14 protein-coding genes are annotated in these 17,964 nt (G+C 41.7%); 9 read left to right on the top strand and 5 right to left on the bottom strand.

Annotated features, from left to right (window positions below; genetic code table 11):
- Positions 1 to 17 precede the first annotated feature (17 nt).
- The gene (locus tag Q0993_RS02195) at positions 18 to 452 is read left to right on the top strand and encodes a DUF4174 domain-containing protein (protein ID WP_299529381.1); all 435 of its coding nucleotides are present in this window, start codon (positions 18 to 20) and stop codon (positions 450 to 452) included.
- On the opposite strand, the gene Q0993_RS02200 is transcribed toward Q0993_RS02195, so the two are convergent.
- A complete protein-coding gene (locus tag Q0993_RS02200; protein ID WP_299529383.1) occupies positions 449 to 1,789 on the bottom strand; it encodes an NAD(P)/FAD-dependent oxidoreductase in 1,341 nt (446 codons plus the stop codon). The two genes, Q0993_RS02195 and Q0993_RS02200, sit on opposite strands and share 4 nt — an antisense overlap.
- Positions 1,790 to 1,943: 154 nt before the next feature.
- Between Q0993_RS02200 and Q0993_RS02205 the strand changes: the two genes are divergently transcribed.
- The 7 genes from Q0993_RS02205 to Q0993_RS02235 all read left to right on the top strand — a co-directional run bounded on the left by Q0993_RS02205 (position 1,944) and on the right by Q0993_RS02235 (position 13,463).
- On the top strand, positions 1,944 to 2,567 hold the full coding sequence (locus tag Q0993_RS02205; RefSeq protein WP_299529385.1) for a flavin reductase: 624 nt from the start codon (positions 1,944 to 1,946) through the stop codon (positions 2,565 to 2,567).
- Positions 2,568 to 2,573: 6 nt separating this feature from the next.
- Positions 2,574 to 2,747, top strand: a complete 174-nt coding sequence (locus tag Q0993_RS02210; protein ID WP_299529387.1) for a DUF2256 domain-containing protein — start codon at positions 2,574 to 2,576, stop codon at positions 2,745 to 2,747.
- Positions 2,748 to 2,782: 35 nt separating this feature from the next.
- The gene (locus Q0993_RS02215) at positions 2,783 to 4,078 is read left to right on the top strand and encodes a DASH family cryptochrome (RefSeq protein ID WP_299529389.1); all 1,296 of its coding nucleotides are present in this window, start codon (positions 2,783 to 2,785) and stop codon (positions 4,076 to 4,078) included.
- Positions 4,079 to 4,106: 28 nt separating this feature from the next.
- Positions 4,107 to 5,639, top strand: coding sequence for a cryptochrome/photolyase family protein (locus Q0993_RS02220; protein ID WP_299529393.1), 1,533 nt, complete (start codon positions 4,107 to 4,109; stop codon positions 5,637 to 5,639).
- Between the two features lie 544 nt (positions 5,640 to 6,183).
- A complete protein-coding gene (locus tag Q0993_RS02225; protein WP_299529395.1) occupies positions 6,184 to 10,272 on the top strand; it encodes a Calx-beta domain-containing protein in 4,089 nt (1,362 codons plus the stop codon).
- A 319-nt stretch (positions 10,273 to 10,591) separates the two neighbouring features.
- Entirely contained in the window at positions 10,592 to 11,497 is a 906-nt protein-coding gene (locus Q0993_RS02230) for a type IX secretion system membrane protein PorP/SprF (RefSeq protein ID WP_299529397.1), read from the top strand.
- Positions 11,498 to 11,513: 16 nt separating this feature from the next.
- Positions 11,514 to 13,463 (top strand): OmpA family protein, encoded by a 1,950-nt coding sequence (locus Q0993_RS02235; RefSeq protein ID WP_299529399.1) that lies wholly within the window; start codon positions 11,514 to 11,516, stop codon positions 13,461 to 13,463.
- 94 nt (positions 13,464 to 13,557) lie between these two features.
- Here the strand turns inward: Q0993_RS02235 and Q0993_RS02240 are convergent, their stop codons facing one another.
- Positions 13,558 to 14,106, bottom strand: coding sequence for a ClpP family protease (locus Q0993_RS02240; protein WP_299529401.1), 549 nt, complete (start codon positions 14,104 to 14,106; stop codon positions 13,558 to 13,560).
- Between the two features lie 113 nt (positions 14,107 to 14,219).
- Here Q0993_RS02240 and Q0993_RS02245 point away from each other — a divergent pair, with 113 nt between their 5' ends.
- Positions 14,220 to 14,900 carry a hypothetical protein gene (locus tag Q0993_RS02245; protein ID WP_299529403.1) on the top strand — a complete coding sequence of 227 codons (681 nt, stop codon included), beginning with the start codon at positions 14,220 to 14,222 and terminating at the stop codon, positions 14,898 to 14,900.
- 10 nt (positions 14,901 to 14,910) lie between these two features.
- Here the strand turns inward: Q0993_RS02245 and Q0993_RS02250 are convergent, their stop codons facing one another.
- The 3 genes from Q0993_RS02250 to Q0993_RS02260 form a co-directional block, all read right to left on the bottom strand.
- Positions 14,911 to 16,065: an MFS transporter gene (locus tag Q0993_RS02250; RefSeq protein ID WP_299529405.1), complete on the bottom strand. Its 1,155-nt coding sequence runs from the start codon at positions 16,063 to 16,065 to the stop codon at positions 14,911 to 14,913.
- A 64-nt stretch (positions 16,066 to 16,129) separates the two neighbouring features.
- Positions 16,130 to 17,410, bottom strand: coding sequence for a kynureninase (kynU, locus tag Q0993_RS02255; RefSeq protein ID WP_299529407.1), 1,281 nt, complete (start codon positions 17,408 to 17,410; stop codon positions 16,130 to 16,132).
- Positions 17,411 to 17,470: 60 nt separating this feature from the next.
- Positions 17,471 to 17,929, bottom strand: coding sequence for a GNAT family N-acetyltransferase (locus tag Q0993_RS02260; RefSeq protein WP_299529409.1), 459 nt, complete (start codon positions 17,927 to 17,929; stop codon positions 17,471 to 17,473).
- Between the last annotated feature and the right edge of the window lie 35 nt (positions 17,930 to 17,964).

A 17,964-nucleotide genomic window follows, 5' to 3' on the forward strand; every position in this document is an offset into this window, starting at 1 on the left:
GAGATAATAATTCAAACATGACCATATTAAAATGGGGGATGGCAGTTGCACTTTTAAGCGCTTTTGAGCTAAATGCCCAATCCTTAAAGGACTATCAATGGAAAAATAGGATTCTTCTATTGTTTGATGATTCTAGAAAGTCGGATACCCTAAAGAGACAATTGGAAAAGTTCTCGAAAACACAGAAAGAAATGATCGATCGGGATTTAATCCTGTTTATTGTGGCCGATAAGGATGTTTTTACCCAAAATGGTCATGTACAGGGTATGTCTTTAAAAGATGTTTACGATACTGCCGGGGTTTCTAAAAAATTTAAGGGAATTCTTTTAATCGGGAAGGACGGGGGTGCCAAACTAAAAGAGGAGTTCCTAATACATCCTCAACTTGTTTTTGACTTGATTGATGGTATGCCCATGCGCAAAGCAGAAATGCGAGCGGCAAAAAAACATTAAAGCAAACTTAATATGTGTTGCTCTACTTCGCGGCTATCCCATTTTTCCTCAATGTTCGGTAGTTGCATCACTTTTTTCATGATTTCCTCCTGGGCATCACCAACGGCAAGGGCCTCGGCATAAGGCCTATTGGAAAAAGTGACCCGGGAATATACTGGAATCCATTTATCCGGATATTTTTTGGCAAAACGTTTTTCAATCTTTTTTTGTAGTAGAAATTGTGGATCCGCCGTTTTGCTGCTCATTTCCATAAAATTGCGATAACTCAATTCCGCTATCGCATCAGCATTGGGTTTTCGCTGTCTTTCATAGGTTCGGAAAATAGTCTCCCAATCATCGCCATATCGCTTCATCAGCTCGTCCAGAACATAGATATCCTCGAACCCTGCATTCATTCCCTGCCCATAAAAGGGCACTACGGCATGGGCTGCATCACCTACCAACGCAACTTTGTTCCAATACGTCCAAGGATAGCATTTCATGGTCACCAAGGCACTGGTAGGGTTCTTAAAGAAATCTGTGGTCAAATTCTCAATCTCCTTTTGGACATTGGGGAAATAGGTTTTAAAGAATTCCTTTGCCTCTTTTTTTGTAGTGATGTTTTCAAAAGAAACCTCTCCCTCAAAAGGCATAAACAAGGTACAGGTAAAACTCCCATCCAAATTGGGCATAGCTATGAACATAAACCTACCTCTTGGCCAAATATGAAATGAATTCTTATCCAGTTTATGGGAGCCATCCGTATTGGCCGGAATGGTCAATTCCTTGTATCCTACATCGATAAAGTCCTGGGAATAATCAAAACGGCTCCTTCTCTGCATTTTATGGCGTATTCGCGAAAAAGCCCCATCACATCCAAAAATAATATCGTATTCGTATTCTTGCCACGTACCTTTTTCGGTTTCCCCAGTATAGATTTTGGCTTGGGGCAAATTTACATCCCAAACCTTTTCCTCAAATCGAAATTCGACCCCGGTACCCTCAGCCAGATCAATCATCTTACGATTTAGCACACCTCTGGAAATGGACCAGATGGCTTCGCCTTCTTTACCATACTTTTGAAAATAAAGTGGTTTTCCAATAACATGCATGGCCCTTTTGTCCAAGGGAATGGCAATTTTCTTTATCTCATTTTCAATCTGGATTTCCCGCAAGGCCCTCCAACCCCTGTCGCTCATGGCCAGGTTAATGGAACGACCTGAAAACTCTATGGTCCTAATATCAGGTCTTCGATCGAAAACAGTAATGGAGTGCCCCCTTCTTTGCAGATAAATGGCCAACAACGAACCTACCAGTCCCGAGCCTACAATGGCAATTTTTTGGGGAGTCTGTATCATAAAAATCCGATAGGCTATGGATTAAAGATGGTAAAAGTACTAAAATTTAAACATCCATAACAATGGCCTTGGACAGCATTCAAAAATCCTAAGTTTAAAGATAAGTTAACATTTTTTGTTTAACTTTTGTTTAATTTAGTAGAACAAAAAATATATGGTACACTATTCAAGGTCTGATTTGGACAAGCTCCCTTCCCGTTTTAAATCCAATCTTATCAATAGCTGTACAGGGTATAAAGCCTGCAACCTCCTTGGTACAGTTTCTAAGGAAGGAACTACCAATCTGGCCATTTTTAACTCTATTATACATATAGGGAGTAATCCTGCCCTTTTGGGTTTCATCCTTAGACCACTTACCGTAAGACGGGATACGTACGAAAATCTAAGACAAAACGGGTGTTTTACGGTAAATCATGTAAATAAATCCATAATGGAAAAGGCACACCAGACTTCGGCAAAATATGAAAAGCAAATCTCCGAATTTGAAAAGACCGGCTTGACCGCGGAGTATATAGATGACTTTCAAGCTCCTTATGTGAAGGAAAGCACTATAAAATTAGGGTGTCATTATGAGAATGCTTATGAAATAAAGGAAAACGGCTGCCTTTTAATTATCGGAAGTATTCATCATATCTATTTGCCAGAAAACATTCAGCATACGGATGGATGGGTACAATTGGACAAAGCACAGACCCTATCGGGCGTGGGACTGGACGGTTATGCCCTTCCCGAACTGCTGACCCGCTTAGCCTATGCCAGACCTGATGAATTTAACTAAATCAAAATGCCCCATAAAAAGGTTCACCTTCCCACTAAAATCTGTGAAAATTGTGGCTTGGAGTTTCGTTGGCGAAGGAAATGGCGAAAAAATTGGGAAGCGGTAAAATACTGTAGCAAACGGTGTAGACGAAATAAAAAATCAAAGATTGAAATTCGTCAACCGGACCAATCCTTTTGAAGCGAATTTTAATTTGAAGCTTTTTTACGTTGCAAATGAATAATCTAATTTGGTTTAGGAACGACCTTAGGATAACGGACAATTCTTCCCTTAACAAAGCATGCTTGGGAGATAAAGTAATGGGTATTTATTGCTTTGATCCATTGTATTTTGGCGTGGGTGATTATGGCTTTAAGAAAACGGAAAAGTTCAGGGCCCAATTTTTGATCGAAACCGTTATCCAACTAAAAGAAAACCTAAAGAAATTGAACATTCCATTGTTCGTTTATCTGGAAAGTCCTAAAAACCGGATTCCAGAATTCATAAAGGAACATGGAATACAAAGCGTATTTCTACAGAAAGAATGGACACGGGACGAAAACGAAGCACGCGATGCGGTAATCGCCAATGTTCCGGTCTCCGTGAATTTTGAGGAAAGCTACGATCAGTTTCTCTTTCATCCTCATGATATTCCCTATAATAACTTTCAACAAATACCAAAGGTATTTACAGAGTTTAGAAAAAATTGCGAAACCTATTGCAAAGTGAGGCCCGCCTTGGAAAGTCCTAAGGCTAGGCCCTCAACAAATCTAATCGAAAATAACACTGAAGTTCCGGGTTTAAAGGATCTGGGATTGAACAATTTTAGTATCGATACCAGAACGGCCTTTCCTTTCCATGGGGGTGAGACCAACGCTCAAAAAAGAATTCAGAACTATTTCTGGGAGACCAAAAAGTTGGCTTTTTACAAAAGGACACGCAACGGACTAATGGGCCCGGGATATAGTTCCAAGCTCTCCGCATGGTTGGCCAATGGAAGCATTTCAGCCCGGACCATATTCTGGGAGGTCAAGGCATTTGAAAGGGCCGTTAGAAAAAATCAAGATACCTATTGGCTCGTTTTTGAACTTATTTGGCGGGATTTCTTTAAGTATGTTTCCCTAAAACACGGCAATCAAATTTTTCATATTGGGGGTATTCTCAATAGGAAATACAAATGGGAGACCGCCAAAGAGGTTATGGAAAGCTGGATTTCCGGTCAGACTACTGAACCTTTTATAAACGCCAATATGAAGGAAATTGCCCGTACTGGATGGATGAGCAATAGAGGTAGACAAAATGTTGCGAGTTTTTGGTCCCGAGTACTTCAACAGGATTGGCGCATAGGGGCCGCCTATTTTGAAAGTATGCTCCTGGACTACGACGTACACAGCAATTGGGGCAATTGGATGTACAATAGTGGAGTCGGTAATGACCCACGCAATCGTACATTTAATAGTAGAAATCAAGCAGAGCGCTATGACCCCTACGGAAAATTTCAAACCCTTTGGCTCCAAGAAACACTTTTTTAAAAATTGTGTGCCATAAATCATATAAGAAATGAAGTTATTACGACTTATATTAGGAGACCAACTCAATCCAGAACATAGCTGGTTTAACCAGACCGACGATTCCATTGTATATCTTATGGCGGAATTGAGGCAGGAAACCGATTATGTAAAACATCACATTCAAAAGGTTGTCGCCTTTTTTTTCTCCATGCGAAATTTCGCCAAAGAACTTGAAAAAAAGGGGCATAAGGTCATCTACTTAAAAATCGGGGATCCTGAAAACCCACATGATCTGGAAAAATTAGTAATGATGCACATGAAGCGTGCTGGAGCCGAAAAATTCGAGTACCAGCTTCCAGATGAATATCGGTTGGACTCCCAATTGCAATCTATCTGCCAAAAACTGGGTGTGGATACCCAATCCTTCGACACCGAACACTTTTATACCGCACGGCATGAGCTAGAGAATTTTTTTAAAGGGAAACAACAATTGGTCATGGAAAGCTTTTATCGGATGATGCGAAAAAAGCATGATATCCTAATGGTAAATGGACAACCCCAGGGAGGTAAATGGAACTTTGACCAAAGCAACCGGAAAAAATGGAAGGGAACCCCACCGATTCCCCAGGAAAAGAGGTTTGGCGTTGATGTTTCCGCAGTCGTACAACAGATACGGTCATCGGGAGTGGAGACTTTTGGGAATTTGGACGAGACTAACTTCCACTGGCCCGTTTCAAGAAGGGATTGTCTTTTAACGTTGCAGTACTTCTGCCAACATCTCATAAAATACTTTGGCGACTATCAGGATGCAATGCATACAGATGAAAAATTCTTATTCCACTCCCGACTTTCGTTTGCCATGAACAGCAAGATGCTATCACCCAAAGAGGTCGTGAACCAAGTTTTGGAATATTTTGACAATCATTCCCATGAAATTCATATTTCACAAATAGAGGGCTTCATTCGGCAAATCATTGGATGGCGAGAATACATGCGTGGAATTTATTGGATGGAGATGCCGAGTTACGGTAATCTTAATAAACTTGAGAATTACAATAGACTACCTAGTTTCTATTGGACCGGCCATACCAAAATGAACTGTCTAAAACATGCCGTAGAACAAAGTTTAGACACCGCTTATGCCCACCATATCCAACGTTTAATGATAACTGGAAACTTTGCTTTATTGACCCAGACAGATCCGGAAGAAGTGGATCAATGGTATTTGGGCATCTACATCGATGCGGTGGAATGGGTGGAGATTACCAATACCCGAGGTATGAGTCAGTTTGCCGACGGAGGCATAGTCGCCACCAAGCCCTACGTCAGCAGTGCCAATTACATCAACAAAATGAGCAATTATTGTACCAATTGCCGCTATAGTCCAAAACAGAAAACCGGTGAACAAGGATGCCCTTTCAACGCCTTGTACTGGAATTTCTTGGATGAGAAAAAGAAACATTTTGCAAACAACCCTAGGATGGGTATGATGCTAAATCTTTTAGAAAAAAAAGATGAACAGGAGTTAAGGGATTTAAAGCGTAGGGCGCAAGACATTATCCAAAATCCTGAGAAGTATTGATCCACATTTAATAAACATTTAACGATGCTGACACATCCTTATACTATCTTTACAACGTATATATTTAGAATTTTCCGCTTAGGCGTCCATATATATCCAGAAAGTCCTTCACATTAGGTTTGCGAAGGACTTTTTTTGTTGTAAACACGGGTCGTCTTTTATATGATGGTGGCCCTAAACCCTTCCAAGCTATTTTTCATAAAGATCAGAAAACAAGAATAGCTAACTATCTCATTCATAGACTATTTTTGACCGGTAAACGATATCTTGAGAATTTTTGCCGAAACCTACGACCCATAAGTTTTACCCTTCATCGAACTTTAGGTCTTTAATCGAACAAAACACATTCTTAAACAAAGAAAATATCACACACGAAAGGGTGGACCATAATTTTGTTTGTTAAAAGTACCTTAAAAATGCATAGTCCATTTTTTTATTCCATGGGTGGTCTAGCAATTCATAAAAAACATTTACCACCTAAATCGGGTTAAAGGAAAACCAGCCCATAATTCACCTATTGTCTCTAAATCTTAACCGTAAACCTATGCGAAACTCTACACTTCAAGTAATTTTGAATATAAAATTCGCCTATTCATCTTTGGTGTTTTTCATTTTTTCCCTAGTTGGTTCCTCTCTTGAGGTAAACGCTCAAGGTATTTCTTCTGGGGTCACCTTTAATTGGGCGGACACACAAAGTACTATTTCGGATCCGGCTAACTTGGAATCCATTACCATCAACGGAACGGTCTATAATACTTTTGTAGTTCCTTCATCCTATGAATTGACCCGATTAGGACCTGGGGGGCATAATGGAAACAACATCTGGCGCAATGGAACGGAAATTCTAGGTAGTAGTGGTAATGTGAATTGGAATACTAGGGCAATCGAGGCCTATCAATCCCTTAATCTTAACCACTACTTCGAATCCAATAGCAACGGTGATAATTTCTGTGGAGATTTCAATGCGGCAACTACAACAGATTCACAAATACAGACCATACGTTATAGCCCAGGTATTCCTTCAAATCCGGATGGCATACTGGCCGTAACGGAAAGAGGGGGAAACAACTGTCAATACTTGGAGTTGTATGGCATACCTGCCGGAGGTGGTCCAGAGCAATTGCTAGGACGTACTTTTGTAAGAAACAGTGGAAACCTTACAGGAGTAAGACCACAGGCCCCACCAACCACGGATTCTGATTACTGGAGTAGCGGGAGGAATAATCAGAATGGACAAATTATTGGAATTGCACTTTTTGAACTTTCGGATGTGGCACCTGTAGGTTCCACCATAACTTCCATTAGATATATCGCGGCAACCCATGATAACGGTGATGGTAAATTCTTTTTGATGCAGACCTATGCGGTAGATGATATCTTCGAATCTGGATTTAGGGAAGAATTTAACGGTGATGTGGGTGCAAATGATAATGTACCGGAAAACTCTTCATACAGTTACTTTGCCAGTGTTCAACCTTTAAATGGAACGGTAAATGTAAATGTTGATGGTACCTTTACCTATATTCCCGATAACGACTTTGTAGGGACTGATGTTTTTGAAGTCCAGGTTTGTTTACCCGCACCGAACCAATCGGTTTGCAATACGTCCACAGTTACGTTAACTGTAAAACCGGATAATCTACCAACGGCAAACGATGACAGTTATACGATAAACGAGGACCAGGCCAGCAATACATTTGATGTTTTGGACAACGATGATTTTGGTTTGGACGGTCCCCAAGACAATAGTGCCCTGGAGGTTGATTCAAATCCTTCAAATGGCACAGCTACCGTAAACAATAATGGCACCCCCAATGACCCGTTAGATGATTATATTGTATATACGCCCAACCCATATTATAACGGTTCGGACAGTTTGGTCTATAAAATCACGGATGCAAATGGAACTGTTGTCACGGCGACGGTGAATATCACGGTTAATCCGGATACTACAAAGAGTATTGAAATTACCACGCAGAACATTACGGTTTCTGAAGACATAGGGTTGGCGACTATAACCGTTCAAATTAAGGGTAATTATCAAGTAGGTCCAACAATTGCCTATAGAACTATGGATAATACAGCTGTTTCAGGTCAAGATTTTACAGCTGTGAATAGTAATCATACCTTTGTAGGTAACGATGGGGAGACCTTTAGTTTTACGGTTCCGATTACGGATGATGACATCATTGAGCCCACTGAGTTGTTGAATATTGAGGTTACTTCTTCCTCATATCAATCTCCGGTAAACCTGACTACTTCAATTTCCATTTTGGATAACGACGCGGTACCAGGTACGGGCATATCCTTCGCCAGCAACAACGTAACCGTGACAGAGGGGACGGACGCTTTCGCAAGGTTCACCGTGAACCTGAACGGGGACATCGCAGGGAACGTATCGGTGGACTACGCCACCATAGACGGGTCCGCCGCGGACGCAAGCGACTTCACCGCACAGACGGGGACCATTACATTCACCCCCACGTCCAAGTCCTTCGACATCGACGTGCCGATCATCGACGACAGCGTGATAGAGCCACAGGAGGCATTCTCCGTACAGCTGTCCAACATCGTATCCGGCCTGGGCATAGGATTCGTGGACGGACAGGCCACCAATTCGGCCAACGGGAACATAAACGACGACGACGCGGTACCAGGTACGGGCATATCCTTCGCCAGCAACAACGTAACCGTGACAGAGGGGACGGACGCAACGGCAATATTCGAGGTGGTCCTTACAGGGAACTACCAAGAACCATTTGACGTATCTTTCGAGACAGCCTTTGGCACTGCCGATGCCACTGATTTTGATGCACAAGCAGATATCCTTTCCTTCCTAGGGAATGACGGAGAAACCCGGACAATTGAAATTACAATACTGGATGATACGATCATAGAGCCCACTGAGAATTACATTGTAAGCCTTACCGGTGTTACCAACCCGTTGGTATCTATAAATACGCCACAGGCTAACGGTTCTATTCTTGACAATGATGCGGATCCCTCACTTGGCGTTCAATTTGATGTTACATCTATTGATATTGATGAAGGTGCTGGAACTGTTTCGCTAAATGTAATCCTAAATGCTGATGTACAAAATGAATTTACCGTAGCATTCAACACAACGGATGGCTTGGCAAATGATCCTTTTGATTATACGGGAGTCCCAGCAAACACTCAAGTCTTGACCTTCGGTGGAGGAAATCCCAATACTCAGAATATTATCATTCCAATTATCGATGATATTATCATTGAGGATACGGAGGATTTCCAAGTAGTACTAAGCGATATTTCAACCAGTTTGGTGAATCTTTTGGCCAATAATACGGTTTCCATAAATATCATTGATAATGACGGCAATGAAGGTTACCCAACGGATAGTACCATTGAAGCTTGTGATACCATACCACCAGCAGTGGATATTACATCAAGTAGCTCTTGTGCCATCAACGTAGTACTCAATGAAGACATTTCGGGTCAAGATGATGAATGTGCTACTGAATATACAATTACAAGAACTTGGACAATTACGGATTGTGTCGGCAATGTACGGGAGCATGTGCAAGTAATTACGATTGAGGACACCGTTGCTCCAACCTTTGTAGAGGCCTTACCACAGAACATGACGGTAGCCTGTAATGAAGTGCCCGAAGCCATTGTCCTAACGGCGATTGATAGTTGTGAACCCAACATTGAAGTTATCTTTGATGAAGTAGTGACCAATAACGCAAACTGCGCTACCGGATATACCGTTACGCGTACCTGGAATGCAAGTGATTGCGCGGGTAATACCGTAAATCATATGCAGGTAATCACGGTACCACCAACTGGCCCGATCATGGCCGATCCCTTTGAGGAAGAAATCACCATTCTTTGTGGCGACACCTTCCCGGAAATACCACAGTTGACATTTACCGGCGGATGTGGAAACTATCAAGTAGTTTTCAGCCAGGAACGACAGGACTCACAGGATTCGGATGACTTTATGATTATCCATACCTGGGACGTGACCGATTCCTGTGGAAACACGGCTTCCTTTGAGCAGATTATCTTTGTACTGCAACCACAGTTGGTAGAAGTGACCATTGATATTTGTGTGGAGGACGAAGCAATAAATCTGTTCAACTACCTCCCGGAAGGATTTGATGCCAATGGAGAATTCATGACTCTTGAGGGAGAGGTAATGTTAAATGGCCCACTATTTGACCCCATTGAACACAAGCCAGGGGAATATAAGATTGCCTATAGCTCCACGGGCGGAGAATGCAAATACTTTGTGGACTTTACCATAGTTGTAAATACAGATTGCGTACCATGTGGACGTGATGAAATTGAGATTTCAACAGCAGTTACCCCAAATGGAGATGGCACCAATGATCATTTTGAGATCAGAGGAGTTGATTTCTGCCAGTTTGTCTTTGATGTAATGGTCTTCAACAGATGGGGTGACAAAGTATTTGAGTCCAAAGATTACCAAAACGATTGGGGTGGTTCATCACCAGGAAGCTCTTTTGGTAATTCAGGAGTTCTTCCGGCAGGTACCTACTACTATATTATTACCGCGACCGATGCAGAAGTTGGCAAAACACTTGAACCTTTCAATGGATACATATATCTCGGTTCCACTAGATAAAGTGCTCAAAACATGCAGGAAAGGTACAATCGTTAAGGATTGGCCTTTCCTCACATGTAATGTATAAATACGTTAGCCAAAAGCTTCTTCAAACGAATAGACTTTCAATTACATAAAACTGATTATCAATTGGTTATGAATTTTATGTTTTGTACATCCATAGAAAACAACAGTTGGCCGAAACTAATGTATCAGAACGAGTTTAGGGGTGGTTTAAACGTCTAAATTATTGATTAGCAGGGGTTCTTAATAGTTTTGAAGTATAAAATGACCTACTGCTATAATTGTATAGTAAAATCTAAATCTTAACCTAGACATCATGTACAGTTTTAAAAAAGCATTGCTCTTTGTTAGTTTTCTAAGTAGCGGTGTAGTATCTGCACAGCAGTTACCCCAATTTACACAATACATGTATAATACCATCTCGGTAAACCCGGCATACGCCGGAAGCAGGGAGACTATTAATATGACCGTTCTCCATAGAAATCAGTGGGCAGGACTGGAAGGTAATCCGAGAACAAGTACATTTTCAATTCATTCACCATTACGCAATGATAGGGTTGGATTGGGTTTTTCTTACATCAACGACAGGTTAGGTTTTGAAAGCACCAATTATGTATATGGTGATTTTTCCTATACTGTTCCAGTGAGTGATGAAGTTAAGATGTCCTTTGGTCTTAAAGCTGGTCTTACCAATTATAATCTGGACAATCCAGATCCAAATGATAATTTTTTTAACCCCAACTTCAACAGTTGGAATCCAAATTTTGGCGCAGGCTTCTATATAGGATCAAATAGGTGGTATGCCGGTGTATCCTCTCCTAGAATCCTGAATACGGATTTGAACGAAGGAGAATTCCAAGCATTGGAACGAAACAGCTACTACGCTATTGGAGGTCTGGTGTTTGATCTGTCCGAAAAAACCAAATTCAAACCCACTATGATTACAAAGTTCACCAATGGTGCCCCGGCGACGTATGACCTAACCGCCAACTTTTTATTTAACGAGAAATTTTGGTTGGGAGCCTCATATCGTTTCAACGATGCCTCAAATTTTGGCGCAATAATGGACTATCAGATAACCAAGGACATTAGGGTAGGCTATGCCTATGATTTACCGACATCCTCCATTAGACCATATACAGGTGGCACCCATGAAATCATTCTTATATACGAAGTAATCAAGCAAACGAAAGGACCTGCTAAATCTCCAAGATACTTCTAGGAACCAAAAAAATCAGATGATGAAAAACGCCAAAACACTCCTTATACTATTATTTCTTCTTGCTGCCAACCAATCCTTGCAAGCCCAGTATGGCGCACAAAAAAGAGCCGATTACTACTTCAGCCAATTTTCTTATGTAAAGGCCATACAGGAGTATGAAAAAATGATTGCAGGGGGATTCAACGAAACCTATGGGCACCAACAACTGGCTGAATGTTACCTATTGATAAGGGATTACAAGAAAGCCATTCCACATTTTGAAGCTGTTATCCATAATTCAAGTCTACCTACGGACTATTACTTTAAATATGCCATGGCCCTATACAGCAATGGGGAACAGAAAGAGGCGGAAAAATGGTTGAAAAAATATAAGAAATACAATAAAAATGATTCCAGGTTAAAACGTTTTCTAAAGGATGGGAACTTGGCCTCCGTCGTTTTTAACAGTAGGGAACGGTATGAGGTGGAACTTGCAGATTTTAATTCTACCGAAAGTGATTTTGGGGTTTTCAAAAGAGACGGACATATTTACTTCGCGTCCTCCAGAAAAGAAGATGTTGAAGGGGGTACTTATGGCTGGAACAACGAACCTTGGTTAGATCTTTTTGTATTAAGGGAAGGGGACTCACTCTCCGTTCCGGAAAAACTGCCAGGCGACGTAAATTCCAAATTTCATGAGAGTTCGTTGATTTTCTCAACGGATTATAAAAATGATACGATTATTTACTTTACCCGTAACAATTATTACAATAACAAGGAAGGGTACGGGGCCCAAAAAGAAATAAATCTAAAAATATTCAGTGCCATTCAAAAGGACGGGGAATGGACCGTGAACCGGAACATTAGAATAAATAGCGACTATTATTCCAATGGCCATCCTACGGTAACTTCGGACAGGCTTAGAATGTATTACACTTCCGACCGCCCCGGGGGCTATGGCGGTACGGACATCTATTATTCCGAAATCCATGAACGAGGTGGCATAGGAGCCCCGGTAAATGCGGGACCTGTCATTAACACAGAGGGGAATGAAATGTTTCCTTTTGTAAATCAAGAAGGTAAGCTATTTTTCTCTTCGGATGGTCATGTAGGTTTTGGGCAATTGGATGTATTTTCCACTATAACCGATGAAGAAGGCAAGATCGTAGATGTCATCAATTTGGGAAGGCCCATGAACAGTTCAAGCGATGATTTTGCGTTTTATGCGGACCCGAACGGGATTTCCGGTTATGTGAGTTCAAATAGGGAAGGTGGTATAGGAAGTGATGATATCTATGAATTTAAATTCACCCCTGCTTTGGATATTGAGGGTTTTGTTACGGATGGTGTAAACAACAAACCTTTGGACAGTGTACAAATTAGATTATTCGACCAGCAGACCAACTCTTTGGCCGGAGAAACCGTGACGGACAAAAATGGCTATTATAGAATGCCCATCAATAGGAACGCAAATTATATGATTGAAGCGGTAAGAAGGACACATCCACATAAAAATACCTTCTTCAATACGCATAGCACTCCCCATGAAACCAAAATCATAAGGCAAGATATTGTTCTAGAACCTATTCTTGATTTAAAGCTGTTGGCTAATCTCAACAAAATTTATTTTGATTTCAACAAAAGTGATATAAGGCCAGATGCCGCGTTGGAATTGGACAAAGTAGTAAAGCTTATGACCAAGACCTATCCGGATATGGTCATACGGCTAGAAGCGCATACCGACCCCATAGGCAGCCATGCCTACAATGATAGATTATCGGAAAGTAGGGCAAAGTCTACCTACGAGTACCTAATCGCTAAAGGTGTACCCCAGGAGCGCATATTGTCCTATAAGGGTTATGGCAAAAGGAAACTTATCAATCATTGCACGAACAAAAAGGACTGTTCTCCGGAAGAATTGGAACTCAACAGAAGAACCGAATTCCCTATAGTTCAAATCAAAAAAGGAATTTTAGCGTCAAAATAGGGCAAACGACCATTACCAAAAAAGTCCTTCCCATGAAATTTGCGAAGGACTTTTTCAGTATTATAAATAGCCGTTTTGACCGATTGGCCCGAAACTACTCCAAGATTCCGTCGACAATTCCATATGCCACGGATTCTTCGGCGCCCATCCAGTAGTCACGATCAAAATCCTTCATAACCTTTTCGAAAGTTTGCCCGCAATTCTCAGCCAAAATTTTGGCTCCCAATTCCTTGGTCTTGATGATTTCCTTGGCCTGGATTTCTATATTGGAAGCCTGGCCCCTTGCACCACCACTAGGTTGATGAATCATGACCCGGGCATGGGGCTGAATGAACCGCCTACCTTTTTCGCCTACGGACAATAAAATGGAGCCCATTGAAGCAGCAAGACCTGAACATACCGTGGAGACCGGGCTTTTTATTTGTTTGATGGTATCGTAAATGGCAAATCCCGATGTTACATAGCCTCCAGGACTATTGATAATCAATTGTATTTCCTTGTTATTCTGAAGATCTAGATACAAGAGACGGTCAATAACGTGTTTGGCCGAATCATCATCTACCATGCCCCATAGAAATACTTTCCGTTCATCGAGCAATTTTTCTTGTATGGCCTGCTGTACTTTTCCTTTTTTTGAACTCATTTTTTATTTTCTTGTGAAGTGGTAAAATTAATCAAATTATTGGGAATCTTGACTCCCCTAAATGAATGAATCGACATCTGGATAAAACTGATTATCTTTGAAAAAATCAAAGTATGAAACCATATCTCCTTACCTTCCTATTGGGCCTTGCACTGACAATTGGCTGTAAAAACGAAAAAAAAACGATCCCTGTCGAAGCTGAAAAAGAATTGACCGTTTTGGAAGAATTGGCCTATGCCAACGGATTCGAGAACTGGAACAAAGTCCAAGAACTAAAATTTACCTTTAATGTGGATAGGGACACCAGTCATTTTGAACGAACCTGGATATGGAAACCAAAAATCAATGAGGTTACGGCCATAAACGCTACCGACACCCTCACCTATCTCAGAAAGGACATGGATAGTGTAACCCATAAAACCAACGGGGGTTTTATAAATGATAAGTACTGGTTGATTGCCCCTATTAATATTTTGTGGGATGAGCATAGCATTGATTACGACCATTCCCAAAACGTGGAAGCACCGATAAGCAAAAAAACAATGCAAAAGCTTACCGTGGTCTATGGTTCCGAAGGGGGCTATACACCAGGAGACGCCTATGACTTTTATTTTGGGGATGATTTTATGGTTAAGGAATGGGTATTCCGTAAAGGAAACCAAGCGGAACCTTCATTGATTACCACCTGGGAAGATTATGTGGATATGGGCGGTTTAAAAATCGCCAAAATGCATCAAAAGGAGGATGGCAGTTTTAAACTGTACTTTACGAATGTCACGGTAAAAACCAATTAAAGGCCCTGGATTAGGATTTTATTCTTTTCTTGTTCATCGTAAAGGTGGCCCCTAAAATTAAAAGGGCGCAGCAGGTCAATACCAGAAAACAGGTGACTAAGGAAAAACTGTCCGCCAAAAACCCTAAAATGGGCGGAGCTATCAAAAATCCGGTATATCCCGTTCCTGCTATGAAAGACACGCCTTGGGATGATTCTACCCCCCGGACGTTACCTCCTATCCGGAAGATTTCCGGTACCATTACCGAAAAACCAAGACCACTTACTGCAAATCCTAAGATAGCCAAATACGTCTGTGTAGATAATACCAAGGCATAGCCGACAATTACCACCAAAGTACCCAAAGAAACCATTTTCACCGAACCGATCTTGGAACTGATACCATCACCTAGGAAACGTCCCAAGGTCATTGTTATCTGAAAGCCGAGAAATCCAGCTCCCCAGAGGGCTTCCGGGGCAATACTCACCTCCTTGAGATAAAGTCCGCTCCAGTCTACAATGGCGCCTTCGCTCCCCATGGCAACAAAAGAAATCAATCCCAATAACAATAAAGGTTTAAACAGTTTTAGGCCAAAAGGTTCCTTCTCCACGGGAGCGGCTGTTATACCCTTGTATCTGCCATAGAAAAAAAGGTTTACTACAAAGACCAGGGCAATGGCCATACCCATATGTAAAGCTGGATTGGCCAATGGGCCGATCAAAAAGCTCCCCAAACCGGCCAGAACTCCACCCAGACTGAAAAAACCGTGGGAAGCGGACATAAATTTTGTCCCATCCTCCTTTTCCAATTCGGTAACCAAAGTGTTCATGGCTATATCCGTAAAGCCATTGGTGGCACCAAAAAGAAAAAGGGCGGCCATAAGTGTGTAATAACTTGGGGCAATAATGGGCAGTATGCCCGTTAAACAAATGAGTAGCACACCATACCCGGTGGCCTTACCTACCCCTATCCTATTTATTATTGTGGAGGCTATTGGAAATATGGTAAAAACCCCAAGGGATAGAAAGAAAATAGCGATTCCCAATTGGGCCTTATCTATACCGAGGTTTTCTTTTACCGTTGGAATGTATATGGCCCATGTTCCAAATAATATATTTAGACTGGCGAAAACCCAGGCAGGGCCAAAATAGCGGGCATTGGAAAGTATAAGCAAGAGGGATTTCATCTGAGGTTGGTGGTATTACAGGTTGGTTTTGATAATAGACGGCAAAACTACTAAAAACGAATAACTATCCATTAGCGGTCTTTGAGAGAATGCCTCTTTTCAATAATTGTCCAAATTGGTACATATCCGAGTAGGAACAATAAAAAGGTGCCGGTGCCAGACGGATGACATTAGGTTCACGCCAATCCACGATTACGCCATTTTTCATCAGAAAATCAAAGAGTGGCCTTCCCTCTCCATGTAAAAAGACGGATAGTTGACAACCCCTCTCCAATGGGGTAATAATCTCAAACTCACCGTTTACCTCCCGGCCGATTTCCTTCAAGATAAATTCAAGGTATGTGGTCAATCGGTTCCGCTTTTCAATAAGCGCATACATCCCAACCTCATCGAACATTTCCAAGGAAGCCAAATAAGGGGCTAAAGAGAGCACAGGGGGGTTACTGACTTGCCAGGCATCGGCGCTGGGCATAGGTTCGAATTGGGGTTTCATTAAGAACCGAGTTTCCTTTTTGGTTCCCCACCAACCTTCCAATCGGGGAATGGCCTTGTTTTCCAAATGCTTTTCGTGCACAAAGATGCCCGAAGCATTTCCCGGACCACTGTTCATATATTTGTAGCTGCACCACGCCGCAAAATCAATCTCCCAGTTATGCAGTTCCATTGCCACATTTCCTACAGCATGCGCCAGGTCCCATCCGACTTTTGCCCCAACTGATTTTCCAGCCTGGGTTATGGCCTTCATATCAAAAAACTGTCCGTTATAGTAGTTTACGCCGCCCATGAATATCAAGGCAAGCCCATCTCCAATTTCCTCAATTTTGGAAAGGACATCCTCAGTGCGCCAAAAATGCTCCCCATCCCTCTTTTTTAGCGTCACAATAGCCTCTTCCGGTTCCAGACCGTGCCACCTTACCTGACTCTGAAGCATATATTGATCTGAGGGAAAGGCTTTCTCCTCGCATAAAATAATGAATCTATCCGGAGTAGGTGTGAAAAAAGAGGCCATTAAAAAATGGAGGTTCACGGTAAGTGTATTCATAACGCATACCTCCTTGGGTATTGCCCCAACAACCTTTGCCAAGGGTTCGGCCAACCTTTCATGATAATCCCACCAAGGTTTACTGGCGTGAAAATGCCCTTCTACCGCCAATTCCCTCCAATCCGTCATAATCTCATCAATATACCTTTGGGTACGTTTGGGTTGTAACCCAAGGGAATTGCCTGTAAAGTAGATTACTTCCTTTCCATGCATCTTGGGAAAATGAAATTCATCACGATAGGCTCCAAGAGGATCTTCGGCATCGAGTTTTTGGGCAAAATCAAGGGAGTTGTGGAACAGCATACTCTTTTTTTCAAAACTACGATTTCAAAAAGGATATTGGGAAAAGGTCATTAGGAAAAATTACAACAGACGCATCTCGATAATATGCCTTTTAAAACCGAACTTTTCGTATGCCCTTATGGCATTGGGATTATCTTCATATACGGTAAGGCGAATTTCAGTCAAGTTTTTGGAAATGGCCCAATCCTTTAAGGCAGCAAGAATTTTTTGATTTACCCCCTTTCCCCTAAATTCGGGCACGGTGTACATAAATCCCAGATAAGCATAATTGGTATGGTCCAAATAGTGTCTCGCCCTTTTTGCCATACCATAACCGGAAGCCACAATATTGCCTTCATACTCAGCTACCATTACGGCGACTTCATCGTCCCGTATCATCGCTTCCAGGTCATAGTAGTTCACTGGGGCTTTCCTAATAGTTGGGTCTAAAGGCCTTTCCGCCTTTATAACCCCTTGCTCAAATTTTTGGAGAATTGGTAAATCACTAAATAGAGCAGGTCGTATCGTAATTCCGTTCATGGTTTTTGCTTTTCGATTTCAAGGTAATCCATATT

It is taken from the genome of Ulvibacterium sp. (assembly GCF_028285715.1).
In the GTDB taxonomy this organism is placed as follows: Bacteria; Bacteroidota; Bacteroidia; order Flavobacteriales; family Flavobacteriaceae; genus Ulvibacterium.